This window comes from Vibrio sp. Vb1337, from assembly GCF_033338715.1.
Classification (GTDB): Bacteria; Pseudomonadota; Gammaproteobacteria; order Enterobacterales; family Vibrionaceae; genus Vibrio; species Vibrio alginolyticus.
Window position 1 is genome coordinate 1 of record NZ_JAWOTD010000012.1, and the last position, 23,145, is coordinate 23,145.

Annotated in this window: 20 protein-coding genes; 7 read left to right on the forward strand and 13 right to left on the reverse strand. The window is 44.5% G+C overall.

The annotated features are described in order from the left end of the window. Nucleotides 1-618 precede the first annotated feature (618 nt). Nucleotides 619-1,491 carry a Tim44 domain-containing protein gene (locus R7E42_RS14615; protein WP_005384268.1) on the reverse strand — a complete coding sequence of 291 codons (873 nt, stop codon included), beginning with the start codon at nt 1,489-1,491 and terminating at the stop codon, nt 619-621. A 392-nt stretch (nt 1,492-1,883) separates the two neighbouring features. On the opposite strand from R7E42_RS14615, the gene R7E42_RS14620 reads away from it, so the two are divergent. From R7E42_RS14620 to R7E42_RS14630, 3 genes are all read left to right on the forward strand, one after another. Next, entirely contained in the window at nt 1,884-2,474 is a 591-nt protein-coding gene (locus R7E42_RS14620; RefSeq protein ID WP_318072775.1) for a TetR-like C-terminal domain-containing protein, read from the forward strand. A gap of 13 nt (nt 2,475-2,487) precedes the next feature. Next, the gene (locus tag R7E42_RS14625) at nt 2,488-4,362 is read left to right on the forward strand and encodes an MFS transporter (protein WP_025766947.1); all 1,875 of its coding nucleotides are present in this window, start codon (nt 2,488-2,490) and stop codon (nt 4,360-4,362) included. Between the two features lie 114 nt (nt 4,363-4,476). After that, nucleotides 4,477-5,406, forward strand: a complete 930-nt coding sequence (locus tag R7E42_RS14630; protein WP_005384270.1) for a YeiH family protein — start codon at nt 4,477-4,479, stop codon at nt 5,404-5,406. Here the strand turns inward: R7E42_RS14630 and R7E42_RS14635 are convergent. The 7 genes from R7E42_RS14635 to R7E42_RS14665 all read right to left on the reverse strand — a co-directional run bounded on the left by R7E42_RS14635 (nt 5,403) and on the right by R7E42_RS14665 (nt 12,914). Beyond that, nucleotides 5,403-5,591 carry a hypothetical protein gene (locus R7E42_RS14635; protein ID WP_005382314.1) on the reverse strand — a complete coding sequence of 63 codons (189 nt, stop codon included), beginning with the start codon at nt 5,589-5,591 and terminating at the stop codon, nt 5,403-5,405. The two genes, R7E42_RS14630 and R7E42_RS14635, sit on opposite strands and share 4 nt — an antisense overlap. A gap of 100 nt (nt 5,592-5,691) precedes the next feature. Further along, nucleotides 5,692-7,119 (reverse strand): o-succinylbenzoate--CoA ligase, encoded by a 1,428-nt coding sequence (menE, locus tag R7E42_RS14640; RefSeq protein ID WP_318072776.1) that lies wholly within the window; start codon nt 7,117-7,119, stop codon nt 5,692-5,694. Next, nucleotides 7,104-8,093 carry an o-succinylbenzoate synthase gene (gene menC / locus R7E42_RS14645; protein ID WP_222712390.1) on the reverse strand — a complete coding sequence of 330 codons (990 nt, stop codon included), beginning with the start codon at nt 8,091-8,093 and terminating at the stop codon, nt 7,104-7,106. The genes menE and menC overlap by 16 nt, the downstream gene beginning before the upstream one ends. 125 nt (nt 8,094-8,218) lie before the next feature. After that, on the reverse strand, nt 8,219-9,085 hold the full coding sequence (gene menB / locus R7E42_RS14650; protein ID WP_009707163.1) for a 1,4-dihydroxy-2-naphthoyl-CoA synthase: 867 nt from the start codon (nt 9,083-9,085) through the stop codon (nt 8,219-8,221). After that, nucleotides 9,078-9,905, reverse strand: a complete 828-nt coding sequence (gene menH / locus R7E42_RS14655) for a 2-succinyl-6-hydroxy-2,4-cyclohexadiene-1-carboxylate synthase (RefSeq protein WP_262634442.1) — start codon at nt 9,903-9,905, stop codon at nt 9,078-9,080. The genes menB and menH overlap by 8 nt, the downstream gene beginning before the upstream one ends. Then, the gene (menD, locus tag R7E42_RS14660) at nt 9,892-11,610 is read right to left on the reverse strand and encodes a 2-succinyl-5-enolpyruvyl-6-hydroxy-3-cyclohexene-1-carboxylic-acid synthase (protein ID WP_318072777.1); all 1,719 of its coding nucleotides are present in this window, start codon (nt 11,608-11,610) and stop codon (nt 9,892-9,894) included. The genes menH and menD overlap by 14 nt, the downstream gene beginning before the upstream one ends. Next, nucleotides 11,607-12,914, reverse strand: a complete 1,308-nt coding sequence (locus tag R7E42_RS14665; protein WP_318072778.1) for an isochorismate synthase — start codon at nt 12,912-12,914, stop codon at nt 11,607-11,609. Before R7E42_RS14665 ends, menD begins: the two co-directional genes overlap by 4 nt. 217 nt (nt 12,915-13,131) lie before the next feature. Between R7E42_RS14665 and R7E42_RS14670 the strand changes: the two genes are divergently transcribed. The 3 genes from R7E42_RS14670 (at nt 13,132) to R7E42_RS14680 (ending at nt 16,359) form a co-directional block, all read left to right on the forward strand. Beyond that, a complete protein-coding gene (locus tag R7E42_RS14670; RefSeq protein WP_318072779.1) occupies nt 13,132-14,346 on the forward strand; it encodes a pyridoxal phosphate-dependent aminotransferase in 1,215 nt (404 codons plus the stop codon). Between the two features lie 90 nt (nt 14,347-14,436). Continuing rightward, the gene (gene yfbR, locus R7E42_RS14675) at nt 14,437-15,021 is read left to right on the forward strand and encodes a 5'-deoxynucleotidase (RefSeq protein ID WP_017634778.1); all 585 of its coding nucleotides are present in this window, start codon (nt 14,437-14,439) and stop codon (nt 15,019-15,021) included. Nucleotides 15,022-15,036: 15 nt separating this feature from the next. Then, nucleotides 15,037-16,359 carry an anti-phage deoxyguanosine triphosphatase gene (locus tag R7E42_RS14680; RefSeq protein ID WP_170893740.1) on the forward strand — a complete coding sequence of 441 codons (1,323 nt, stop codon included), beginning with the start codon at nt 15,037-15,039 and terminating at the stop codon, nt 16,357-16,359. 6 nt (nt 16,360-16,365) lie between these two features. On the opposite strand, the gene R7E42_RS14685 is transcribed toward R7E42_RS14680, so the two are convergent. Further along, entirely contained in the window at nt 16,366-16,980 is a 615-nt protein-coding gene (locus R7E42_RS14685; protein ID WP_171344886.1) for a tRNA-uridine aminocarboxypropyltransferase, read from the reverse strand. Between the two features lie 3 nt (nt 16,981-16,983). Between R7E42_RS14685 and rrtA the strand changes: the two genes are divergently transcribed. Beyond that, nucleotides 16,984-17,535, forward strand: a complete 552-nt coding sequence (gene rrtA, locus R7E42_RS14690) for a rhombosortase (RefSeq protein WP_005382331.1) — start codon at nt 16,984-16,986, stop codon at nt 17,533-17,535. Between the two features lie 98 nt (nt 17,536-17,633). On the opposite strand, the gene R7E42_RS14695 is transcribed toward rrtA, so the two are convergent. From R7E42_RS14695 to lon, 4 genes are all read right to left on the reverse strand, one after another. Then, nucleotides 17,634-17,918 carry a ComEA family DNA-binding protein gene (locus R7E42_RS14695; protein ID WP_031777211.1) on the reverse strand — a complete coding sequence of 95 codons (285 nt, stop codon included), beginning with the start codon at nt 17,916-17,918 and terminating at the stop codon, nt 17,634-17,636. A gap of 255 nt (nt 17,919-18,173) precedes the next feature. Beyond that, nucleotides 18,174-20,033 (reverse strand): peptidylprolyl isomerase, encoded by a 1,860-nt coding sequence (gene ppiD / locus R7E42_RS14700; RefSeq protein ID WP_318072780.1) that lies wholly within the window; start codon nt 20,031-20,033, stop codon nt 18,174-18,176. A 201-nt stretch (nt 20,034-20,234) separates the two neighbouring features. Next, entirely contained in the window at nt 20,235-20,507 is a 273-nt protein-coding gene (locus R7E42_RS14705; RefSeq protein WP_005382341.1) for an HU family DNA-binding protein, read from the reverse strand. A gap of 191 nt (nt 20,508-20,698) precedes the next feature. After that, on the reverse strand, nt 20,699-23,050 hold the full coding sequence (gene lon, locus R7E42_RS14710) for an endopeptidase La (protein WP_005382343.1): 2,352 nt from the start codon (nt 23,048-23,050) through the stop codon (nt 20,699-20,701). Nucleotides 23,051-23,145 lie beyond the last annotated feature (95 nt).

Here is a 23,145-nt window from a genome sequence, read left to right on the forward strand (position 1 = left end):
GAGTGGCCAAAGGGAGCAGACTGTAAATCTGCCGGCACTGCCTTCGATGGTTCGAATCCGTCCCCCTCCACCATATTGAAGAAGCCAGCTCATTGAGCTGGCTTTTTTCGTTTCAGGATCTTGATAGCATAGTCCTACTACAACGAACCTTTCACTCCTAACCGAAACTCTGCTCGATTGAATACCTATCACAGTAAATAAGTGATCAGAAATAGCGTAGGGAAAATGCTTGAGAACAAGGCGCAGTTATCGAGTATTTTAACAAGCTAGAATGACCAGTTATTTACTACGATTGGTATAACCTATACTCAATCTCACTAAAGCAACCAACCCCATGTGAAACTCCACAAACAAAAGGCTGAGGAGCAGATCTTTACCCTACAAACAATGTACTAGCTATTTTGATTTTGTTAGTTCGTATGGCCTTAATATGAATGTTCAATATAAATAGGAAAACACTTGAGGACTTACTAGAAAAAGTGGGCTCGCAAAATTACCAAACGGACTCAATTAGTGATGTTTGTATAAAAACACGTACAAGAAATATAAATGATAGATACAAAAAATCCCGCAGGGGATGCGGGATTTTTACTAGTGACTAAATTGGTTTAAAGGTGACTAGCCTTGAATACCAACGATTAACCATGGCGCATTAGGCGCAGTCAAGTCACGCTCTAGGTGCCAGATATCTTCGATTTCTTCTTCAACACCTTCTACTGTGTCACGGTAACGACCGCTAAACTGCAGACTAAGCTGTGCTTTATTTGCATCGTAATCAGCGCGGACGATCTCCGCATCAACGTACATTACGTCAGTATGCTGCTCACCGTCGAGCTTCGCGCGCTCTGCTTTTAGGTCTTCAAACAAGCTTGGAGAAACATATTCTTCAATAGTTTCTAGCTGGTTGTGATTCCACGCACCTTGCAGGATTCGATAGTGTTCACGAGAACCATTAATGAACGCTGCTTGGTCAAAACCCGGTGGGTAGTTATGTGGTACGTCTGTTTGAGCGCCAAAACCACCAAAGCCACCATTATTTGTGTTTGGTTGTTGCTCAAAGTTTTGCATGTTTGGTTGCTCAAACTTAGATGCGTTGCCACCAAATGCAGGCTGTTGACGATGCTGGTTCATACTGCCCTGCTTCGCACCTAGCATACCGCGCATTAGTTTAAAGATGACAAAGGCAATCAAACCAATAATTAGGATATCCATAAACTGGATACCTTCAAAAGCACCGCCAAAGAATGCAGCAAGTAGACCACCAGCAAGAAGTCCGCCTAGCAGACCACCCATAAGGCCTTTCTTACTTGAAGACTTTGTCGTCTGATCTTTGCCGACCGTATTGGTGTTTTGTTGCTGTTGTTTCGGTGCTGGTGCAGTTTTGTAGCTCTTACCGAAAGACTTACTGCCACCAAACTTCTTCGCTTCCGCGATAGGCGTTACAGCAACAGTAAACATCAATAAAGCAACAATAGAAAATAAACGTTTCATCGTTATCCTTAAAGTTAGCTATCTAAGATAGTGCCCCATTTTCAAGACGAAACAATCGTTGTTTCAAACAGTAGCACGCCAAAGATGATTTTTAAGTCATCATACTCTGTATACCGATTGATGAAAATAGCTTATAGAAGCTGACATGTATCAGAATATTGCCAAAAATGCAGACTGCTCACACTGCTTACAATTCAGCTGAAGGCGCTTGATCAATGTAAAAAAAGTATGGAATAAGTTCACTAATACTCCAGATTGTTTTACTTGAATTAGAATCAGTGACACAGCTCAGAATCCTACACCTTGAGGGCACTTGGACACATTGCCTTGTTGACGGTTAATAGGTAGCTGACTATCATATTGAACGATGTTCAATAAAGTAGTTTGAGAGTATGGCGCGCAGAAACGATCACACCCGAGAAGAGTTAGTGAATTTGACGTTAACAACGGTCAAAAACTTTTTAGATGAGAATTCTTACCACGAACTCAGTCTTCGTAAAATCGCTAACATGATTGGTTACGTGCCAAGCACATTGGTAAATGTTTTTGGTAATTATAGTTTGTTGTTGCTTCATGTTGTCGCTCAAACTTTAGATGAGTTATCTCAAGAAGCACGCAAAGCGACTAATGACAGCAAAGACTCCCATCAAGCGCTTTTTGAACTCGCTTATTGCTACCACGATTTTGCTCAAAAACACCCATACCGTTGGCAGTTAGTGTTCGAACACAACATGAATGGAGCAGAACTTCCGGAATGGCATGCCAAACGTATCGATGGTATGACGGGAATGCTAGAGTCACTATTGGCTCAAATCGCACCACATCGTACTGAATCCGAAGTGATTCAAGCGAGTCGAGTCCTTTGGTCTGGCGTACATGGCATTACTTTACTCAGTGTTGATGATAAGTTTTTCTCTAGTGAACCGATTGATGGCAAAGAGTTGATCAGTAATCTTCTTTCCAACTACCTCACGAACTGGTAACAAAGGATTATACATGTCATCCGACAGACAGCCGTCCTTACTTACGCAGAGAAAATTCCTGCCCTATTTCATTACTCAATTTTTTGGCGCTTTCAACGACAATATTTTTAAAAACGTTTTGCTGTTGTTTGTCGCATTCGCTGGCTCCAGTGCACTGCCTATTTCGAGCAATTTGTTCATCAACCTTGCGGCAGGCTTGTTCATTCTACCGTTCTTTCTGTTCTCTGCTTCCGCTGGCGTATTAGCCGACAAATATGAAAAGTCATGGTTTATTCGTAAGGTCAAACTATTTGAAATAGCCATCATGCTGTTAGGTGCCATCGGATTCATAACCGAAAGTTATGGTGTGCTTTTATTGCTACTGTTTTTAATGGGCACACAGTCAGCATTTTTTGGCCCAGTTAAATATGCCCTTTTGCCTCAAAAGTTAAATGCTAAAGAGTTAGTGCCCGGCAACGCTCTTGTTGAAGCTGGTACCTTTATCGCCATCCTTATTGGCACCTTAGGCGCTGGGATTATAGCCTCTGCAGACAACGCAAAATACCTCGCCGCATTTTGTGTCGTGATCTTCGCATTGTTAGGCTACTTGTCGAGCCGCTCAATCCCCTTTGCTGCAGCCAGCGCGCCCAATCTCTCTTTTCGTTGGCAACCATACAAGCAAACCAAACACACGCTCTCTATCGCCAAATCCGATCGAGTTGTTTTTCAATGCATAATGGCAATAAGTTGGTTTTGGTTTTTAGGCGCCGCATATCTAACACAATTCCCGAATTTCACTAAGATTTACCTAAATGGCACCGAGAGTGCGGTGTCTTTCTTGCTCGCTCTATTTTCCATTGGTATCGCGCTAGGGTCGCTACTTTGCAATTGGATCTCAAACCATCGTATCGAAGTCGGTATTGTGCCAATTGGTGCCTTTGGCATTACGGTATTTGGGTACCTAATGGCCACTTCCATTCCCAATGATCTACCTGTTTTCCATAACTTTGTAGACTTCTTTAGATATGAGCCTTTTTGGCCATTATTTTTCTACCTATTAATGATTGGCGCTTCGGGCGGTTTGTTTATTGTGCCTCTTTACGCATTAATGCAGCATCGAGCAAAGGAAACCGAACGTGCTCAAGTCATCGCAGGGCTCAACATTTTTAACTCTCTGTTTATGGTCGGCAGCGCTGTCTTAGGTATTGTGTGCCTAAGTGTAATCAAGATGACAATTCCTCAGCTGTTTGCATTGTTAGCCATTTTAAATTTCTTAGTTGCCGCTTACATCTTTTTGCAAATTCCTATTTTTGTAGTTCGCTTTGTCATGTGGATGCTTACGCACACCATCTATCGAGTTAAGCATAAGAATCTACACAACCTACCCGAGCATGGTGGGGCATTGATTGTATGTAATCATGTAAGCTACATGGATGCATTGCTACTTAGTGCAGTATGCCCAAGGTTGATTCGTTTTGTGATGGAGGAAGATTACGCCAACCTACCTCCATTAAGGCGCTTTTTACGTCGAACTGGGGTAATTCCAATTTCAGCGAGTAACAGAAGCTCTATTAGACGTGCATTTAACGATGTGGAAGCCGCGCTAAGCGAAGGTCATATCGTCTGTATTTTCCCTGAAGGAAGATTAACTTCAGATGGTGAAATGAATGAATTCATGCGCGGTATTGATATCATTCTACGTCGTAGCCCAGTACCCGTCATACCTGTTGCACTTAAAGGCTTATGGGGAAGCTATTTCAGCCGCGCAAAAGGTCGCGCATGCTGTGGCTTACCGACTCGATTTTGGTCAAAGCTAGAAATTGAAGCAGGACAACCGGTGCCACCAAATGAGGCAACGGCAAAAACAATGTTCGATAAAGTGCATCAACTCAGAGGCGACTGGCGATAAATACACTTGAACACATGTTTAGGATAACTGAACATGTGTTCAAATCATTAAGACAAACTGACCACACCCAGTGCGATATACTCTCCCTTTCATTCACAACAGCGAATAAAAACCTTGAATAGAAACTACCTCCTGTTTGGATTGGCGTTACTTTTTTGTTTAACCCCCCTTGCCTCCTCTCCTATTGCTCTAGTTATCGGTTTTCTACTCGCAAGTTTTGGTTTTGTGCCTTCCGAGCTGCCCATCGCTTCTTTTACTAAAAAGCTGCTGTCTTACTCGATTATTGGCTTAGGCTTTGGCATCAACTTTGAGCAAGCACTTGCAGTCACATCGGATGGTATCGGCCTGATCATCGCCACTATTACAGGCACACTGATCATGGGCACTCTCATTGCCAGGGTAATTAAATTGGAGCGAGTAACCGCTTACTTAATCTCATCAGGTACTGCAATTTGTGGTGGTAGCGCAATTGCTGCTGTGGCACCGGCGATTAAAGCGAAAGACGAGCAGATTGGATTAGCACTGGCAACGGTATTTGTCCTGAACTCCATTGCACTCTTTGTGTTTCCTGTGATTGGACATGCTTTAGGGCTAGATCAACACACGTTTGGCACATGGGCTGCGATTGCCATTCATGACACATCTTCTGTTGTCGGGGCTGCCTCGGCCTATGGGGAAGAAGCGCTAACTACGGCAACAACATTGAAACTCGCGCGCGCTTTATGGATCATTCCTGTTGCTTTGATCAGTGCCGTCATCTTTTCAAGAGGCCAAAAAGAGAATGGAAAGAAAAAACTAGCTATCCCTTATTTCATTTTTTGGTACTGTGCAGCTATCGCGTTTAGCGACTTCTTTCCTCAATTTGAAATGGTCTATCACGGCATTTTCATTGGAGCAAAGCAAGCGTTGGTTGTATGTCTGTTCTTGATAGGTTGTAGCATTTCAATTTCAAAACTAAAGTCTGCTGGAGCTAAGCCACTGTTGTTTGGTGTGACTCTGTGGGTGTTAATTTCGACCACTTCTCTAAGTTGGTTACTGTTTTAGATATTGGTGGTCTGCTTATCGCGTTGAGGGGACGGCATTTCCCGTTTGCTATTTTTGTATATAACGACCAACGCAATAGCGATCAAAAATGCCGTTAGCTCTGCAAGAGAGCGGGCTAGCCCTTCACTACTTATCGCGATACCAATTTGTAGTGCTACTGCCGCAATTAAAACTAGCTTTGCCATCCTGAACCTTATGCATTTTCTCTCCACGAAGAAGCATAATTATGATTCAGAGTTATAAGGATACGAAATTCTCTTTATGACTAATACATAGCAAAATTGACTAATGCTGAAGTGATGACAGTAGCCACTCTTTCACGGCCTTACGTGAAATTTTGATCCCACCTTCTAGTAGAGTTAGTGGCATTACATGGTATTCCACTGGCCATTTAAACTTCTCTAACTTTGATTGCAAGTGCTGGTCATACTCCGACTTGCTGCGCAATCCATTGGTCTGAATCACAGCTACTGGTCTATGACCAAACTCCGCGTCTTCGACTGGAACCACTATACTCTGCACTACACCATCAATTTGGTTCAAAGCGGCTTCAATCTCTTCACAATGGATATTCTCACCACCAGAGATAAACTGATTGTCGGCACGGCCGATTATCTTTAATTCATTACCTTGCCACTCGCCAAGATCTTTGCTGTCAAACCAGCCTTTCTCATCCAGAAATGGGGTAACATGTCCTTGATGGAAATACCCTGCCGCTAATGTCTTACCGCCAATAAAAATGCGTTGGTCAACTAATTTTATCTTACGGTGCTTCAATACATGTCCAGCATTACTGGTGCTGTCAATTCTCTTTGCGGTAACGGTAGAGGCCGCCTCCGTCATCCCATAACCTAACCATGTCTCAATGCCTTGCCCTGTTGCTCGTAGTGCCAACTCGTGATCAACGTGGCTGCCGCCAAGTAGCACATGTGTCAATGACAAATGTGCATCATCATCCAATAACCGTTTGAGCTGAGTCGCAACCAAAGAAGCGTGTGATACGCCCTGAACATCATCAACAAGTTTCCCTGAACCGACTTTTAGTGTTGCTCCGACATATAGCCAACGATAGACAATCGCCAATCCAGAGACGTGATACAGCGGAAGCGATAATAGCCAAGCATCTTGCTGAGTGAAAATGAACTCCTGCAACAAGCCCTCTGCAGACGCAAGATGCTGTCGATGTGTATGAACCACAGCTTTAGGCTCCCCTGTAGAGCCAGAAGTAAATACTACTGAAGCGAGCCGGTCATGATGATAGCTATCTTCAGTCAACGAATCACTCTCTTGCTGTGATACTACAGGCGGTGAAAGCAATGTTGCCTTGAGTTTTTGTATATCATGTTCAGAAAAGGTCGAAGCGCACTCCTGAGAAAACCAGATAAACCGAGTTTGATCAGGCCTGTAAAGTGTAGCAAGCTTACCCTGCAACTTATCTAGTGGTTGTTCCATGGTCAGCGCAGCGAGCGCGCCTAACTGTTTGGAGGCAAGATAAAACAACAGTGTTTCTACTTGGTTCTTGCCAACCAAAGTCAGCACATCCCCCCGAGTTACACCCAAGTCATTCAAATAGTGAGTGTATTGGTCAATACGCTTCGAGAGTTGTTGCCAGTTTAATACTTCTGTTGATGTCTTGAGTGCAATAGAAAAAGGGCTCGTTTGAGCCCAATATTTCCATGGTGCCTTCGCAATATTGTCTACGCAGAATGCCACACAATCTCCTGGTCTTTTAGAGGAAGTACGGGAAGTTCACACTTAGGCCAGCCCTGCTCTAGCTGAGCTTTGAATAAGCCAATCGTATCCAAACCTGGAACTTCATCAGGCAGCTGCCATTGGGCAAAGCGCGCTAATTGAGTTAAACCGAGACTGGATTCAATGCTCGAGCTAATCACTGCTTTCATCCCCAGTGACTTCGCTTTCTCTATCAGTGTAATACAAAAATCCACTGAACCAATGAGTGTGGGTTTGATGATGATCGTTTTCACACCAGTTAGATCTTCAAGACGGAAATCTTCACGACGAACCGCATCTTGCAATGTTTCATCCCAAGCGATAGCAATACCAGTATTAATCGCAAAAGAGAGACTATCGCCAGGAGAGCGGCACGGCTCTTCTAGAAACGTGATTCGTTGACGCAGAGACGGAGCAATGTACTTAGCGAACTGCTGCGCTTTTTCTGGTGTCCAAGCGCGATTGGCATCGAGTCGAAGCGTTAATTGAGGGATTGATTCAAGAAAAAGGTTCACAAGCATGCCATCGCGAATTGGCTCATAAAGTCCAACTTTCACCTTAGCGACTTTCTCACCTTCCATCTCGTTCAGCTTTGGAATGAGCTCATCTGGGTCGCCAGTGCATAGTGGCGCTGTTTGGTATTTACCTTGTTGTGGTAAGCCACCAGCTAATTCAAGCTGTGCCATCGATAAACCAAACGCAACCGACGGGTACATATTGGCATAATCCACATCCAACTCTGCTACCCAACGCTCCGCCTGTTCTTGTAGCTGAACACCCGCATCTTCGGTGCTCTCTAAGCTAAAACTAGGAAGAGGAGCAACTTCTCCAAGCCCTGTTTTACCATCTTCGGAAAGCGCAACCACATAACCAACACGTTCGGTTAGCTTGTTGTCACGTAGGATGACACCACTATCCATGGGCAAGCTATAACGATAAATTTTCGCTTCACGCATAATTCAAGTCCTATGTAATGCCGTATATTTGAGCGTTCTGACGAGCAATCCCACCAGCCTCCCAGAGGGCGAGGCGCTCAGGAAAAAAGGAACAGAGGAGCTAACACGCTCCTCATTTAGACGGATTATGGGTTGCGAGGGAATTTATCGAAGTCTGGGCGACGCTTCTCGTTAAAGGCGTTACGACCTTCTTGGCCTTCATCAGTCATGTAGAACATCATCGTTGCGTTACCCGCTAGCTCTTGCAGACCCGCTTGGCCATCACAGTCCGCGTTTAATGCAGCTTTTAAGCAACGCAGTGCCATTGGGCTGTGCTGTAGTACTTCACGACACCAACGAACGGTTTCTTTCTCTAGATCCGCTAGTGGTACAACTGTGTTTACTAGGCCCATGTCTACTGCTTCTTGAGCATTGTAGAAACGACATAGGAACCAAATTTCGCGAGCTTTCTTTTGGCCTACGATGCGAGCCATGTAAGATGCGCCCCAACCTCCGTCAAATGAACCCACTTTAGGGCCTGTTTGACCAAATTGAGCGTTGTCAGCTGCAATTGTTAGATCACACATCATATGCAGTACATGACCACCGCCAACAGCCCAACCAGCTACCGATGCAATAACTGGTTTTGGACAAGTACGAATATCGCGTTGGAAGTCCAATACGTTTAGGTGGTGCGTACCTTGGTCGTCTTTATAGCCGCCGTAGTCGCCACGGATCTTCTGGTCGCCGCCAGAACAGAATGCGTCTTCACCTAGACCTGTCAGAATGATCACGCCAACACCAGAGTCGTAGCGTGCATCTGCCAACGCATCAATCATCTCTTTTACCGTTTGAGGACGAAACGCGTTACGCACTTGAGGACGTGCAATAGTGATTTTCGCGATACCATCTACAGACTTGTGATAATGAATGTCCTCGTATTTCTCGCTGCAATCTTTCCATTGAACCGGAGCGTAAAGTTCTTCTTCAGAAATGCCTACTGTTTTAGCCATGGTGATTCCCATTGTTCTCGTTACTCTCACCAAAGTGAGACTGAATTATTTGCTTGATATGTATCGCAAACTGTTTGGGCTGCTCTTGATGGACGTTATGACCAGCGCCTTCAACTTGTTGATACGCCAACCCGCTACGTTGTGCCAGTTGGCTAAATTTTTGGTCTTTCTCACCACACAAGTAATACACTGGTATGTTCTGCTTTTGCAGTGAGGGCAACAAATATGCCTGTTTGGCTAACGATGTCGCCATCAACGTATTCGCCACCGCTGAGCCAAGATTATCACTTCGCTTCGCAATGAATGTTTGTCTTTGCTCATGGTTTAGTGAAGAAAACACCGCTTGTTGGTACCAATCGTTCAAAACACGTTCAAGTGGTTCAGTTTTGAAACGCATTGCCCAGCGAGCATCATTCTCTAATCTCACCTGTTTCTCTGACTCAGTTTGAAGCCCGAAGTTTCCCCCTTCAACAATCGCGCCCGCAATATTGAGATCTGGAAAGCATTGATGGGCAATACCATGCATCGCAATGCGGCCGCCCATAGAGTAACCAATCAAAATAAGTGGTTGTTGTGAGGGAAATAATAAAGATAGTGTGGAACCAAGAAGTTTGCAGCAATCATTCAGATCGCTGCAAGAAATAGATTGGCTATGCCCATGACCAGGGAGGTCAACCGTAACACGTTCATACTCGGGTAACGCGTTGATACACGATTGCCAGTCTTCACCGCTACCAAGCAAACCATGCAAAAACACCAGAGTAGGCAACGTTCTACTTTGGTGTTTTTCTAATACAGGGAAACGTTCAAAGTAAAGCATTCAGACTCTTATTAAATGCCTTGAGTGTCTCAGCAGCTTGGTTAGATGGGGCTTGAACCTCGACCAGCAACGTTCCTTGGCCGTGACATAAATGCTCTTTTACAGATGATTGGAATTGCTCCAGTGTAGAAACATGCAAATACGCCAAACCAAACTGCTTTGCCGCGTGTTCAAACTGATAACCATGAGGCATTTGATAATATGTCGTTCTGCGCTCTGGTGGTACTGGCAACATATCAAAAATCGCACCGCCGTCATTATTAGTAACAACAAGTATCGCCGGCAGTTTATTGTGAGAAAATAGCGCCAGAGAATTGAGATCATAAAGTGCTGCTGTGTCACCGATATACATAAGTAACGGATTACCTCTTGCCCGTTGCACGCCTGATGCCGCAGCAAACAAACCGTCAATCCCTGACGCGCCTCGATTAGTGAAAACCTCTACACCATCCAATTTTCCGTACATATCAACAAGCCGAACAAACAAGCTATTACCCAAGAAAACATCTACGTTCTTTGTGCGCTCGTTGATGTCTGCTGCCAACGCAATTTCGTCAATGGCAGACGCTGAATCAGATAGGAAGGCTTCTTCGATACGTTGATGAACTCGCTTAACGTCATTCGCTAACCTATCAGCCCACCCAGCAAATATTGACTTCTCAAAACTAATGCGAGAAACCCACGTTTTAGGAGGCTCAACCCAGTGCATTTGCGCCAGATGATTTTGGTTATTCCGGTCCATACAAGGTGAGACATACCAATACTGAACGTCTTTACTTTGTTGATTTTTCGATACTTGTTTATCAATCCATTGGTTCAAACGTTTGGAGATGATTCGGCTACCAAATTGGATAATAAGTTCACAAGATTCAAGCTCGTTTGCGAACTCGGGAAGTTGAAGCCATACATCGTAATACGCCCAATCCGAACTGAGACCACTTTGCGAGTCTGCAAGTACTGGCCATCCCATCTTTTGTGCAAATGCCTGCGCCGACTTCGCTTGTTCAAGCGGTAAGCTGCCAATCACAACCAAGCCTTTTTTGTCTGAAAAAGGCGGGATGTTCGCCTGTGACAAATGGCTAAAACGCTGAGTATAAGTGCCGCTTCCTTTTCGCCATCCGGCGACCGAATCTAAGTAGGTTTGATAATCCGCTTTTGCGCCGTTGGAATACAAAGGCTCTGGAAATGCACAATTAATATGAACGGCACTACCCTGCAATTGCTGAGTAAACATCACTTCGTCAACAGAGGTCAGCAACCAGTTAAGCGACGTTGCTAAATTTGGGCTTGGTAAATTCAAACTGGCCGAAACATGATGTGAAAAAATACCCAATTGATTTATCGCTTGGTTTGCACCACAGCCGACAAGTTCTACTGGACGATCTGCTGTCAGCAGCACCAGTTTTTCACCAGTAAGTTTGGCTTCGGCAACCGACGGTAATAAGTTCGCCACTGCCGTACCAGAGGTAACGATAATTGCCACGGGTTCCTGAGTAGCTTTCGCTAAACCAAGAGCCATAAAGCCCAATCCACGCTCATCAAAATGAGTATGAATGGAAAAGTCGGACTGTTCTGCCGCTTCTAAAGTTAAAGGCGTAGAACGAGATCCGGGAGCGATACAAACATGCTTAACGCCAAATCGCTGAAGCTCAATCAATATGGTTTCTGACCAAACTCGATTGAGCACCGCTTGGTCATGACTCATGATGCGACTCCCAATGGCGGATGATCAGAAATCAGCGTAAGTAACGTCGACATTTTCTTATCAAGTTCTGCCCACTCATGTTCTGCAATGGAGCCTGGAACAATCCCTGCGCCCGCAAACAGTTGTACTTGCTCACCGAGCACAAGCGCACTTCTGATTGCGACACAAAACTCTGCTCGTTCATGGCTGATGTAACCCATTGACCCCGCGTACCAGCCGCGTGCAAAAGGCTCATTATCAAGAATAAACTGCATAGACTCTTGTCGGGGTAAGCCAGCAACCGCCGCTGTTGGCTGAAGCGCCGATAACAACTGAACACCATTTATCCCCGCTCTTAGACTAGCGTGAATATTTCGCTTAAGGTGCTGCACTTTTCGTAATCTGACCAAACTCGGTTCAGCTTCCACTTCAACCACTTCAGAATGTGGTGATAGACGGTCAATGATGTCGTCCACCACATACTGGTTTTCGTTCAGGTTCTTTTGGTCTTGGGATAACCAATTCGCCAACTCCATATCTTGAGTGGCATTGTCTCCCCGACCAATCGTACCTGCTAACGCTTCGGTATGTAGCTCATGCCCTACGCGAGAATACAAACGTTCTGGCGTAGACCCCATAAAACTGTGCTTACTGTCTAAGCTCAGCATAAAATGGAAGCTATGATGGTTATTTAAGTAACTTGCTTTAAGTAGCCGTGCAGCACTTAATGTGTTATCAAGCTGCACGGTAGAACGACGCGCTAAAACCACTTTCTTAAAATCATCATTCTCTATACCAGTCAGAACCTTATGAACTAACTCATTCCATTGAGGCTGACTTGGCGTATGAACAATAGAGCGGATGTGAGACGAAATTGGAGCTAAGGTCGCGACCTCACAAACCAGTTTATTCAACCCAGCTAGAGTTCGCGATTTGTCTTCTGAAATATTAACTGCGAGAGACCACTGATGGTCAAAACGAATTAACTCAATTTGAGGCAAAAAGAAAAAAGAAGGCATACAGCGACGATTCTTCTCATGCTGTCCATCAAAAGAGCGCCCGCCCCAGACTCTTTGCCCTTCACCTAGAATGGTATAAGCAGGACCTGGCTCAACAAAAGCGTGCAATTGCCCTAGTGCAACGACCTCTTCACGTGTATCGCGGGACTGCCAATAAAACTTAGGGAAAAGTGGTTGTGCATCAAGCCAATCAATAAATGAGAAATTAGGTTTCTCGCTAAGGGGCTCGACCAGACGTGTTTGATTGCCTTCCGATTGCTGAACTCGCTCGATAATTCTCTTTACGGCTTGATGGAACTGTGACAAATCAACCTCGTTGTATGTGAGGATAAATGGTAACTGACGGCTACTCTAAGTTTAGACCCAAAGCAAATCAAGGTCGTATGCGATCTTTTGCAAAATCCTGTGATAGCAAGCGAGCAAAACTTAACCAGCAGACAGATTATTTACAGATATATATTCTAATAAAAAACAAATTATTGTATTTTAATAAAGAAATTAACGAATTTTTAGGAATTAAACAATGCAAAATATCGGGATGTCGTCAAAACTCGACAATGTCTGCTACGACATTAGGGGTCCTGTACTCAAACATGCTAAGCGCATGGAGGAAGAAGGGCATAAAATCCTAAAGCTAAACATTGGTAACCCTGCCCCATTTGGTTTTGACGCCCCTGATGAGATTTTAGTCGACGTGATTCGTAATCTGCCGACTTCTCAAGGCTATTGTGATTCCAAAGGTATTTACTCTGCTCGTAAAGCTGTGGTCCAACACTATCAGCGTAAAGGTATACGCTCGCTAGATGTCGAAGATGTGTATGTAGGTAACGGCGTGTCTGAGTTGATCGTAATGGCCATGCAAGCGCTATTAAACAATGGCGACGAAATGCTGATCCCAGCACCAGACTATCCGCTATGGACAGCTTCAGTTGCACTATCTGGTGGTAAGCCGGTTCACTACCTATGTGATGAAGAGGCTGACTGGTACCCAGACCTTGAAGATATCAAAAAGAAAATCACACCAAAGACACGTGGCATTGTTCTGATCAACCCGAACAACCCGACAGGTGCGGTATACAGCCGTGACTTCCTACTTGAAGTGATTGAGATAGCACGCCAGCACAAACTGATCATTTTCGCAGATGAGATCTACGACAAAGTGTTGTACGACGGTGCAACACATACCTCAGTCGCCACACTCACTGAAGACGTGCTAGTCATGACATTCAATGGCCTTTCAAAAGCCTACCGTGTTTGTGGTTTCCGTGGTGGCTGGATGTTCCTAACGGGGCCTAAACATCTGGCTCAAGGGTACGTGAATGGCTTGGAGCTGCTTTCATCGATGCGTTTATGTGCAAACGTACCAATGCAACATGCCATTCAAACCGCGTTAGGTGGATACCAGAGTATCAATGAACTGATTTTACCTGGCGGACGCTTGTTAGAGCAGCGCAACCGAGCGTATGAACTGATCAATCAGATTCCTGGTGTTTCTTGTGTCAAACCTAAGGGTGCGATGTACCTCTTCCCGAAAATCGACACTAAAATGTACAACATCAAGAACGATCAACAGATGGTTTTAGATTTCTTAAAACAAGAGAAAGTCTTACTGGTGCAAGGTTCCGGCTTTAACTGGCCAAAACCAGACCACTTCCGCATCGTGACACTACCGCACGTTGAAGATCTAGAAATCGCCATTGGACGTTTTGAAAGATTCCTATCAACCTACAGGCAGTAATGAATCACTGGTAGTAATTAGTGCTGATCTCTCATATGCTTAGAGGAACTCCTAGTGAGTTCCTTTTTTACACCAGAAACGGAGAAAGCCATGAAAGAAAGCCATTTTTTCGCCCACCTGGCTCGAATGAAGCTGATCCAACGCTGGCCTTTAATGCGGTCCGTCTCACCAGAAAACGTTTCAGAGCATAGCTTACAAGTTGCTTTTGTCGCTCATGCCCTTGCCCTCATTAAAAACAAAAAGTTCGGCGGCAACCTTAATCCAGAACGCATCGCTATTCTTGCCATGTACCATGATTCCAGTGAAGTATTAACGGGTGATCTTCCAACTCCAGTGAAGTATTACAACCCTGAAATTGCCAAAGAATATAAGAAGATAGAATCGGCAGCGGAACAAAAATTACTCTCAATGTTACCGGAAGAGTTCCACGATGATTTTGCCCCCTATCTTCTTTCTCACTCTGCACATGAAGAGGACGCAAAAATCGTTAAGCAAGCCGATTCCATCTGTGCCTATTTAAAATGTCTTGAAGAACTAAGCGCCGGCAACCATGAGTTCGCTCTGGCAAAAAAACGCTTAGACGTCACTTTGCAAGAACGCAGAACGCCTGAAATGGATTACTTTCTCAATACCTTTGCCCCAAGTTTCGAATTATCGTTAGATGAAATCAGTTAGCTTACGGAGATAATCGTGTCGTTTGAATTACACCCGCAATGGCAAGAGCGCCATGATGATGAGCATAAAATCCGTCGAGACGACCATCGGAGCCCGTACCAACGAGACCGAGCGCGCATTCTTCACTCGGCTGCATTTCGACGCCTACAAGCAAAAACCCAAGTACACGGCAATAGCTTGGAAGACTTTCACCGCAGTCGGTTAACGCACTCCTTAGAAGCGTCGCAACTCGGGACCGGTATCGTCGCCCAGTTAAAGAAAAAACAACCAGAGTTCCGTGAACTATTACCATCAGACAGCTTAATTGATTCATTATGTTTGGCTCACGACATCGGGCATCCTCCATACGGTCATGGGGGAGAAGTCGCTCTAAACTACGTAATGCGCGAACATGGCGGCTTCGAGGGGAACGCCCAAACCTTTCGTATCGTCACTAAGTTAGAGCCTTATACCGAGCATTTCGGAATGAATTTATCACGCCGCACACTGCTTGGTTTGATTAAGTACCCTGCCCTCATTAGTCAAACACGCTCCGTCAAGTTGCCTCAACCAGCCGAGCATCAACGTAAACTAAAAGCAAAAGATTGGAGCCCAGCTAAAGGCATTTATGATTGTGATAAAGACTTATTTGATTGGGTAATTGCACCGCTTTCTGACAACGACAAGGCATTGCTTAGTCTGATGCGTTCAACGCCAGAATCGGAGTTTGAGCACAGTAAAACGCGTTTTAAATCACTCGATTGCTCAATCATGGAGCTAGCAGATGATATCGCCTACGGTGTTCATGATTTAGAAGATGCAATCGTACTTGGTATGGTGACACGTCAGCAATGGCAAGAAGGCGCAGCAAGTCAATTAGCGGACTGTGGCGACCCGTGGTTTGAAGCTCATATCGATTCCATCGGACAGATGCTATTTAGCGGTAAGCACCATGAGCGGAAAGATGCCATCGGTGGTATGGTTAACGCGCTACTGACCAGCATTTCAATCAAAGCGGTGGATGAGCCGTTTAATAACCCGTTACTGTCTTGGAATGCGTGTTTAGAACCACAGATGGCACGTGCACTTGACGTACTCAAGCACTTTGTCAGCACCTTCGTTATCCAAGTCCCGCAGGTTCAGATCGTTGAGTATAAGGGTCAGCAAATTATTATGGATATTTTTGAAGCGTTAACAGCAGACCCAGAGCGATTACTACCCGTTCATACAAAAGATCTGTGGTGTCAGGCGAAGAGCGAGAGCAATAAGATGAGGGTCATCGCCGATTATATTTCTGCAATGACCGATGGTCACGCGCAAAAGCTACACCGCCAACTTTTCTCTTCCATCGTTCTTTAGTAACACTCAACCTTTCAAGTAATTCTTTTCAAAAACGCCCGGAGGCATCTGGGCGATTTGGAATTCGATCATATTTTCAAAGGCATGCATAAGCGGTGTAAAGTCGCGCTCGGGTTCAAGCAAGCGAAGCGAATGATAACCAGCCTCGACAGTCGATAAGCTATTCTCAGAGGGCGCCTTACGAATGGTGTAGTGCCCTTGTAGTTGCTTAGGCAACTGCACGGTTGGGAGTGGATGTAAGTTGCTTGAGAGTTGCCACATTTTGTACGCTTTTTTCCACGTACCATCGAGCAAAATCAAACGTATTTTCTTAGATACACTATGACTCGCTTGAGTGATTTCAGAAATGCATCGTGACTCTTCTGATGGGTAAAGAACAAAATGTTGATATGACTCATCCGCTAATAAGTGATTTAAGGCATCATCACAAGAAAAGTCCTCTCCTATCAAACAAATACAGTTATCTAAACTCAAATTGAGAATCCGTGCCGTACCAAGCGGACGATGTTCTTCACTCGTGTGCTGAAGAATGATAAGTTCTACCTCGCTTGCCAGCGGTACAATCCATTGGCAAATACACGCTTTTTGCGATTTTCCACAACGAGAACAATAACGAGACATAGAGTGAACCTTTATACCTTGCTGAGTATTATCAGCGTGATCTGTTTGATACTTCAATTTGAACCAATGGCAAGCCTAACCGAGTGGCACAGCTACAATATACGCCATGGTGAATGGTGGCGAATCGTAACAGGAAATCTCACACATACCAACTTTGCGCACTTAGGAATGAACCTCGCCGGATTGTGGATCATTACTTTTATTTTTCGCCCAAGCACTCGTAACTTCCTTATCGTTTTTTCAATCTTATGTGCATGTGTTGGTGCGCTGAATTTGTTTACCAACATGTCGGTATACGTGGGTTTATCCGGCGTATTACACGGATTGTTTGGATTTTGGGCGCTCAGAGAAGTCTTTGAAAGCAGAAGAAGCAGTGTGTTGTTAGTTGGAGGACTAATCGCCAAAGTAGCATGGGAGCAGGTCTATGGCCCATCCAGCAGTACTGCTGAGCTTATCGGTGCAAACGTTGCTATTGATGCTCATATGTTTGGCGCACTCGGTGGGTTAGTAATGGCTTTACTGGAAAAAGGCCTTCGCCGTCGTTTATTCGGATAAAAAATCCCGAACCACGAAAGAGGGGCTGGTTCGGGAAAGCAGTAATAGGGAAACAGATATTGTTCTGAATTCAGACTCAATATCTGCAATACATCAAGCTACAGTAAAATGCGGTCTTCGTTTTTCTTAACTGTCGCTTCACCTATGCCTTTTACGCTCTTCAAATCTGCTGCCGTTTTAAAAGGGCCATGTTCCTCGCGGTAGTCCACTATACTCTGCGCTTTCTTCTCACCTATACCTTTCAACATGGTCGCAATTTCTTCAGCAGTGGCCGTGTTGATATTTACAGTAATTTCAATTCCTTCATATTTGTCAGTGGCTGAATCCGCAGCCATGCTAAAAGGTGCAAAAACAAATAAGCACAATGTCAAAATCCATTTCATATTGAACATACAATCTCCAAAATAGTAGGCTAAAAACAGTCGTCGAGAGCGAGTCACTATCAAGTTTGCAATGGAAAGCAATATGGTTATGCATTTAACAAACTGAGATGACCCGGAATTCACAACGGCCGCTATCACTTAAACGCGCACTAATTTAAGTAATGCCTATTGATGATTGAAGTTCATAAAGACAAAAATAAAACGGACCGCTTATGCGGTCCGTTTTATTCAACATACAAATTACACTAATTGTGCTTAGTTGCTCACAACAAAGTACTCAATGTCAGTATTTGCACGCAGTACGGCTAGTACAGATGATAAATCTTGCTGAGAAGATGCACGCTGCATTTGCATCGCAACTTGATCTTCTAACTCACTATCTAGCTCTGCGTTTACAGCATCAAGCTCGATGATAATGATGTTACCTTCAAGATCTTTAGACTGACCGTATACTGGTTTACCATCGACTGGTTTTGCCATCGCGAATACCGTTGTTGCCAACGGAGAACGACGATCTACTGTCTCTTGTTCACCAAAGGCAAGATTGTTTTCAGCAAGCACGTTCGTCTTACCTTCTTTCAATGCCGCAACGACTTGTGTTCCAAGCTCCATCGCTTCTTGCTCACCTTTAACACGAGATAGCTCTGCAACAACCTGATCTTTCACTTCTTCTAGTGGAAGAACTGTCTCGTCACGCGCATCTTCAACACGAACAACGATAATATGCTCAGGCGCAACTTCGATAGCTTCAGAGTTTAGGCCATCTTCTTTAACTTCAGGACTTAGGATAGCTTGCATTACCGCAGGGCTACGAAGCACTTCAGGTGCATCAACCTGAGAAATAAAGTCCGTTGTCTTCACTTCTTGGTTAACCGCTTGAGAAGCATCATACAATGAGTCTGGGTATTCAAACGCTACGCGCTCAAGTTCGCTTTGTAGCTCGTAGAATTGATCAACTGCTTGTTGGTCAACCATTTCTTGTTTGATTTCAGCGGCTACTTCTTCAAATGGCTTCGCCACAGAGTCTTTTAGCTCTTCAAGCTTGATAATATGGTAACCAAAGTCCGACTTTACTAGACCCGACGTATCGCCAGGATTCTTCAGTGCGAAGGCCGCTTCTTCAAAAGCAGGGTCCATCACATCACGCTCAATCCAACCTAGGTCACCACCGTTTTCAGCGCTGCCAAAATCGTCAGATTTCTCTTGAGCAAGCGTCGCAAAATCTGCACCAGCGTTTAGCTCATCTAGGATAGCTTGCGCTTTTGCTTCATCGTCCCCTTCTACAAGAATGTGAGCGACACGTCGTTGCTCTTCTGAAGAGTATTTGTTTAAGTGCTCGTCGTAGTACTTTTTCACCTCAGCATCAGAAACATTAACTTGTTCCTTTAGCGCTTCAGCTGACAGTTCGATGTAAGAGACTTTAACCTGCTCTGGGCGTGTAAAGTTGTCTGGGTTTGCTTTATAGTACTCTTGAATTTCTTCGTCGGTCAATTCAATATTTTTCGCGAACTCCGCTAAGTCGATCTGAATCGTGCGAATATCACGAGTTTGAGTGAACAGCTTGCCTTCTGCTTGTACTTCGCCCGGCAGAATAAATTCACTGTTTTGTAGCGCATTCAGCAGTTGCTCACGAACCAATTCACGACGCATGTACTCAGCAAAAGAGTCTGGCGAAAAGCCTGCACGACGCAAAGAAGCTTGATAGATCTCTTGATCAAACTGACCATTAGATTGGAACTGAGGCATGTCTAGAATCATGCTACGCACTTGAGTGTCGCTGATTCGCAGACCCAAAGCTTCAGCTTGTTGGTCAAGCAACACGTCATTGATCATTCGATCTAAAACGGATTTGCGGAAAGATTCAACATATGCAGGGTCAGCCAGCATTTGAGAGAAGTAGTCACCCAACTGAGCTTGCATACGGTTACGCTCATTTTGGTATGCCATCTCGAACTCACCACGAGGAATCTCAGTGTTACCGACTTTCGCTGCAGAGTTGTTGCTACCACCAACGATGTAGCTACCTACACCTGCAAATACGAAAGACAGGATGATAAGTCCAAGGATAATTTTGACCGCGATGCTATTCACGCCTTCGCGTAGTCGATCCATCATAATTTAACTGCTCTCCACAATTGAAGCCTACTGCTTCTATCTAATAGAAATAATGGCGCAATAATATCAGAAAAAGAAATGCGCATCAGTATGATGCGCATAATTTAAGAAAGTTCGGCTCGAAGTTTGTAAATTTTTGTTCGAAACTTATTGTTTGAGCAAAAGTTAAGCAAATGGCCGGTTACAGAAATAACGCCGTGATTAGTTACAAGCGTCTTTCAGTGCTTTACCAGCTTTGAAAGCTGGTACTTTTGCTTCTGCGATTTGGATTTCTTCACCAGTTTTTGGGTTACGACCAGTACGTGCAGCACGAGTGCGAACGCTGAATGTACCAAAGCCAACTAGAGCGACTTGATCACCAGATTGAAGAGTTCCGCTTACTGCTTCGATGAATGCATCTAGAGCACGACCCGCTGACGCTTTAGAAATATCTGCATTTTCTGCGATTTGTTCTACTAACTGAGTTTTATTCACTGTAATTTCCCCTTTGTGTCATCTGTGATTATTTTTGTGATGACTTTCGTTCCATTGTTAAGAAAATATGCTCCACCCCTTATTCATCAAGGGCTGACAGCTATCGAAACTAACTTAGCGCCCAAAAAAAACGCTGACAAGCCTTTTTGGGCTTATCAGCGTAAACTTTTACTTATTTTTGCTACACATCACTATTTTTGAGACTCAAACTCAACGCCCGTCGGGTCTCGCTCTAGTGCGACTTTCAGTACTTCATCAATCCACTGTACAGGGATAACTTCCAGATCAGCGATAACATTATCAGGAATCTCTTCCAAATCACGCTCGTTATCTTTTGGAATTAGCACTGTCTTAATGCCACCACGGTGTGCCGCAAGTAACTTCTCTTTTAGGCCGCCGATAGGTAGAACCTCACCACGCAGTGTGATTTCACCCGTCATCGCTACTTCTGCTTTCACAGGGTTGCCTGTCAGAGAAGAAACCAATGCCGTACACATTGCTGTACCCGCACTTGGGCCATCTTTTGGTGTCGCGCCTTCCGGTACGTGTACGTGAATATCTTTCTTCTCGTAGAAGTCAGTATTGATACCTAGCTTTTCTGCACGAGAGCGAACCACTGTCATTGCTGCTTGGATAGACTCTTGCATCACATCACCAAGAGAACCCGTTTGTGTCAGCTTACCTTTACCTGGCATTGATTGAGTTTCAATCGTTAATAGATCGCCACCCACTTCTGTCCAAGCTAGGCCAGTTACTTGACCAATTCGGTTACTTTCATCCGCTTTACCGTAATCGAAACGTTGAACACCTAAGTACTCTTTTAGGTTGTCCATCGTTACCGTTACTGACTTGATGTCCTTATCCAACAAGATGTTCTTCACTGCTTTACGGCAGATCTTAGAAATCTCACGCTCTAAGTTACGGACACCCGCTTCACGCGTATAGTAACGAATGATGCCAATAATTGCAGAATCTTCAATGACGATCTCATCCGCTTTCAAGCCATTACGCTTCACTTGTTTATCAACAAGGTGACGTTTTGCAATGTTCAGCTTCTCGTCTTCGGTGTAACCAGATAAACGAATAACTTCCATACGGTCTAACAATGGACCCGGGATGTTCATCGAGTTCGATGTCGCAACAAACATAACGTCAGAGAGATCGTAATCCACTTCTAGGTAGTGATCGTTGAACGAGTTATTCTGTTCAGGGTCAAGTACTTCTAGTAGAGCCGATGCCGGATCACCACGCATATCGGAAGACATTTTGTCGATTTCGTCCAATAAGAACAGCGGGTTCTTCACACCAACCTTCGACATCTTCTGGATCAATTTGCCTGGTAATGAGCCGATATAAGTACGACGATGACCACGAATTTCCGCTTCATCACGCACACCACCCAACGCCATACGAACATACTTACGGCCTGTAGCTGAAGCAATTGAACGACCAAGAGACGTTTTACCTACACCAGGAGGACCAACAAGACAAAGGATAGGACCTTTTAGCTTGTTGATACGGTTTTGAACCGCCAGGTATTCAAGGATACGTTCTTTGACGCGTTCTAGACCGTAGTGATCTTCATTAAGAACCTCTTCTGCTTTCGCTAAGTTTTTCTTAACTTTTGAGCGCTTAGCCCAAGGAACGCTAACCATCCAATCGATGTAGCTACGAACCACTGTTGCTTCAGCAGACATTGGAGACATCATCTTAAGCTTTTGCAGCTCTTGCTCTGTCTTTTCACGTGCTTCTTGAGGCATTTTTGATTCGTCAATCTTCTTCTGTAGCGTTTCGAACTCGTCTGGTGCGTCTTCCATCTCACCAAGTTCTTTCTGAATCGCTTTCATTTGCTCATTCAGATAGTACTCACGCTGAGATTTTTCCATTTGCTTTTTAACGCGACCACGAATTCGTTTTTCAACTTGCAGCAAGTCGATCTCTGATTCCATCTGGCCCATCAGGAATTCCAGACGCTCAGTGACGTCAACAATTTCAAGCACTTGCTGCTTATCCACCAACTTTAACGGCATATGAGCCGCAATGGTATCCGCTAAGCGTGCGGCTTCGTCGATACCATTAAGTGACGTTAGCACTTCTGGTGGAATCTTCTTGTTTAGCTTAATGAACCCTTCAAACTGATTAATCGCGCTGCGAACAATCACTTCTTGCTCACGCTCATCCAATTCTGGCGTAACAACAAATTCAGCTTCTGCTAGGAAGAAGTCACTCTCTTTAAAGTGATTGATTTTTGCTCGCTGCTGCCCTTCGACCAATACTTTTACTGTGCCATCCGGAAGCTTCAAGAGCTGGAGAATGGTGGCTACCGTACCTACGTCAAATAGGTCGTCAACCGTAGGCTCGTCAGTATCCGCTTGCTTTTGTGCCACAAGAAGAACTTGTTTGTTGGTTTCCATCGCCGTTTCTAGACAGCTAATCGATTTCTCACGACCAACAAACAATGGAATAACCATGTGTGGGTAGACCACTACGTCACGTAGAGGTAGTACCGGGATCTCGATACGCTCGGAACGTTCCAAGTTCATATAATTCTCTCTTCCGCTTTCACGTTTAACGTATTACTTAAGGCAGTATATGGGGGCTAATTGTTTGGATTCAATAAGAGAAATAAAAAAAGGAG

What these genes read in the sequence shown, in the direction of transcription:
- ppiD (WP_318072780.1), bottom strand. Translation starts at nt 20,033, where the DNA reads ATGATGGATCGACTACGCGAAGGCGTGAATAGCATCGCGGTCAAAATT.
- R7E42_RS14635 (WP_005382314.1), bottom strand. Translation starts at nt 5,591, where the DNA reads ATGGCAAAGCTAGTTTTAATTGCGGCAGTAGCACTACAAATTGGTATC.
- lon (WP_005382343.1), bottom strand. Translation starts at nt 23,050, where the DNA reads ATGAACTTGGAACGTTCCGAGCGTATCGAGATCCCGGTACTACCTCTA.
- R7E42_RS14615 (WP_005384268.1), bottom strand. Translation starts at nt 1,491, where the DNA reads ATGAAACGTTTATTTTCTATTGTTGCTTTATTGATGTTTACTGTTGCT.
- menD (WP_318072777.1), bottom strand. Translation starts at nt 11,610, where the DNA reads ATGAGTCATGACCAAGCGGTGCTCAATCGAGTTTGGTCAGAAACCATA.
- menC (WP_222712390.1), bottom strand. Translation starts at nt 8,093, where the DNA reads ATGCGTGAAGCGAAAATTTATCGTTATAGCTTGCCCATGGATAGTGGT.
- R7E42_RS14625 (WP_025766947.1), top strand. Translation starts at nt 2,488, where the DNA reads ATGTCATCCGACAGACAGCCGTCCTTACTTACGCAGAGAAAATTCCTG.
- R7E42_RS14685 (WP_171344886.1), bottom strand. Translation starts at nt 16,980, where the DNA reads ATGTCTCGTTATTGTTCTCGTTGTGGAAAATCGCAAAAAGCGTGTATT.
- yfbR (WP_017634778.1), top strand. Translation starts at nt 14,437, where the DNA reads ATGAAAGAAAGCCATTTTTTCGCCCACCTGGCTCGAATGAAGCTGATC.
- R7E42_RS14670 (WP_318072779.1), top strand. Translation starts at nt 13,132, where the DNA reads ATGCAAAATATCGGGATGTCGTCAAAACTCGACAATGTCTGCTACGAC.
- menH (WP_262634442.1), bottom strand. Translation starts at nt 9,905, where the DNA reads ATGCTTTACTTTGAACGTTTCCCTGTATTAGAAAAACACCAAAGTAGA.
- R7E42_RS14695 (WP_031777211.1), bottom strand. Translation starts at nt 17,918, where the DNA reads ATGAAATGGATTTTGACATTGTGCTTATTTGTTTTTGCACCTTTTAGC.
- menB (WP_009707163.1), bottom strand. Translation starts at nt 9,085, where the DNA reads ATGGCTAAAACAGTAGGCATTTCTGAAGAAGAACTTTACGCTCCGGTT.
- R7E42_RS14620 (WP_318072775.1), top strand. Translation starts at nt 1,884, where the DNA reads ATGGCGCGCAGAAACGATCACACCCGAGAAGAGTTAGTGAATTTGACG.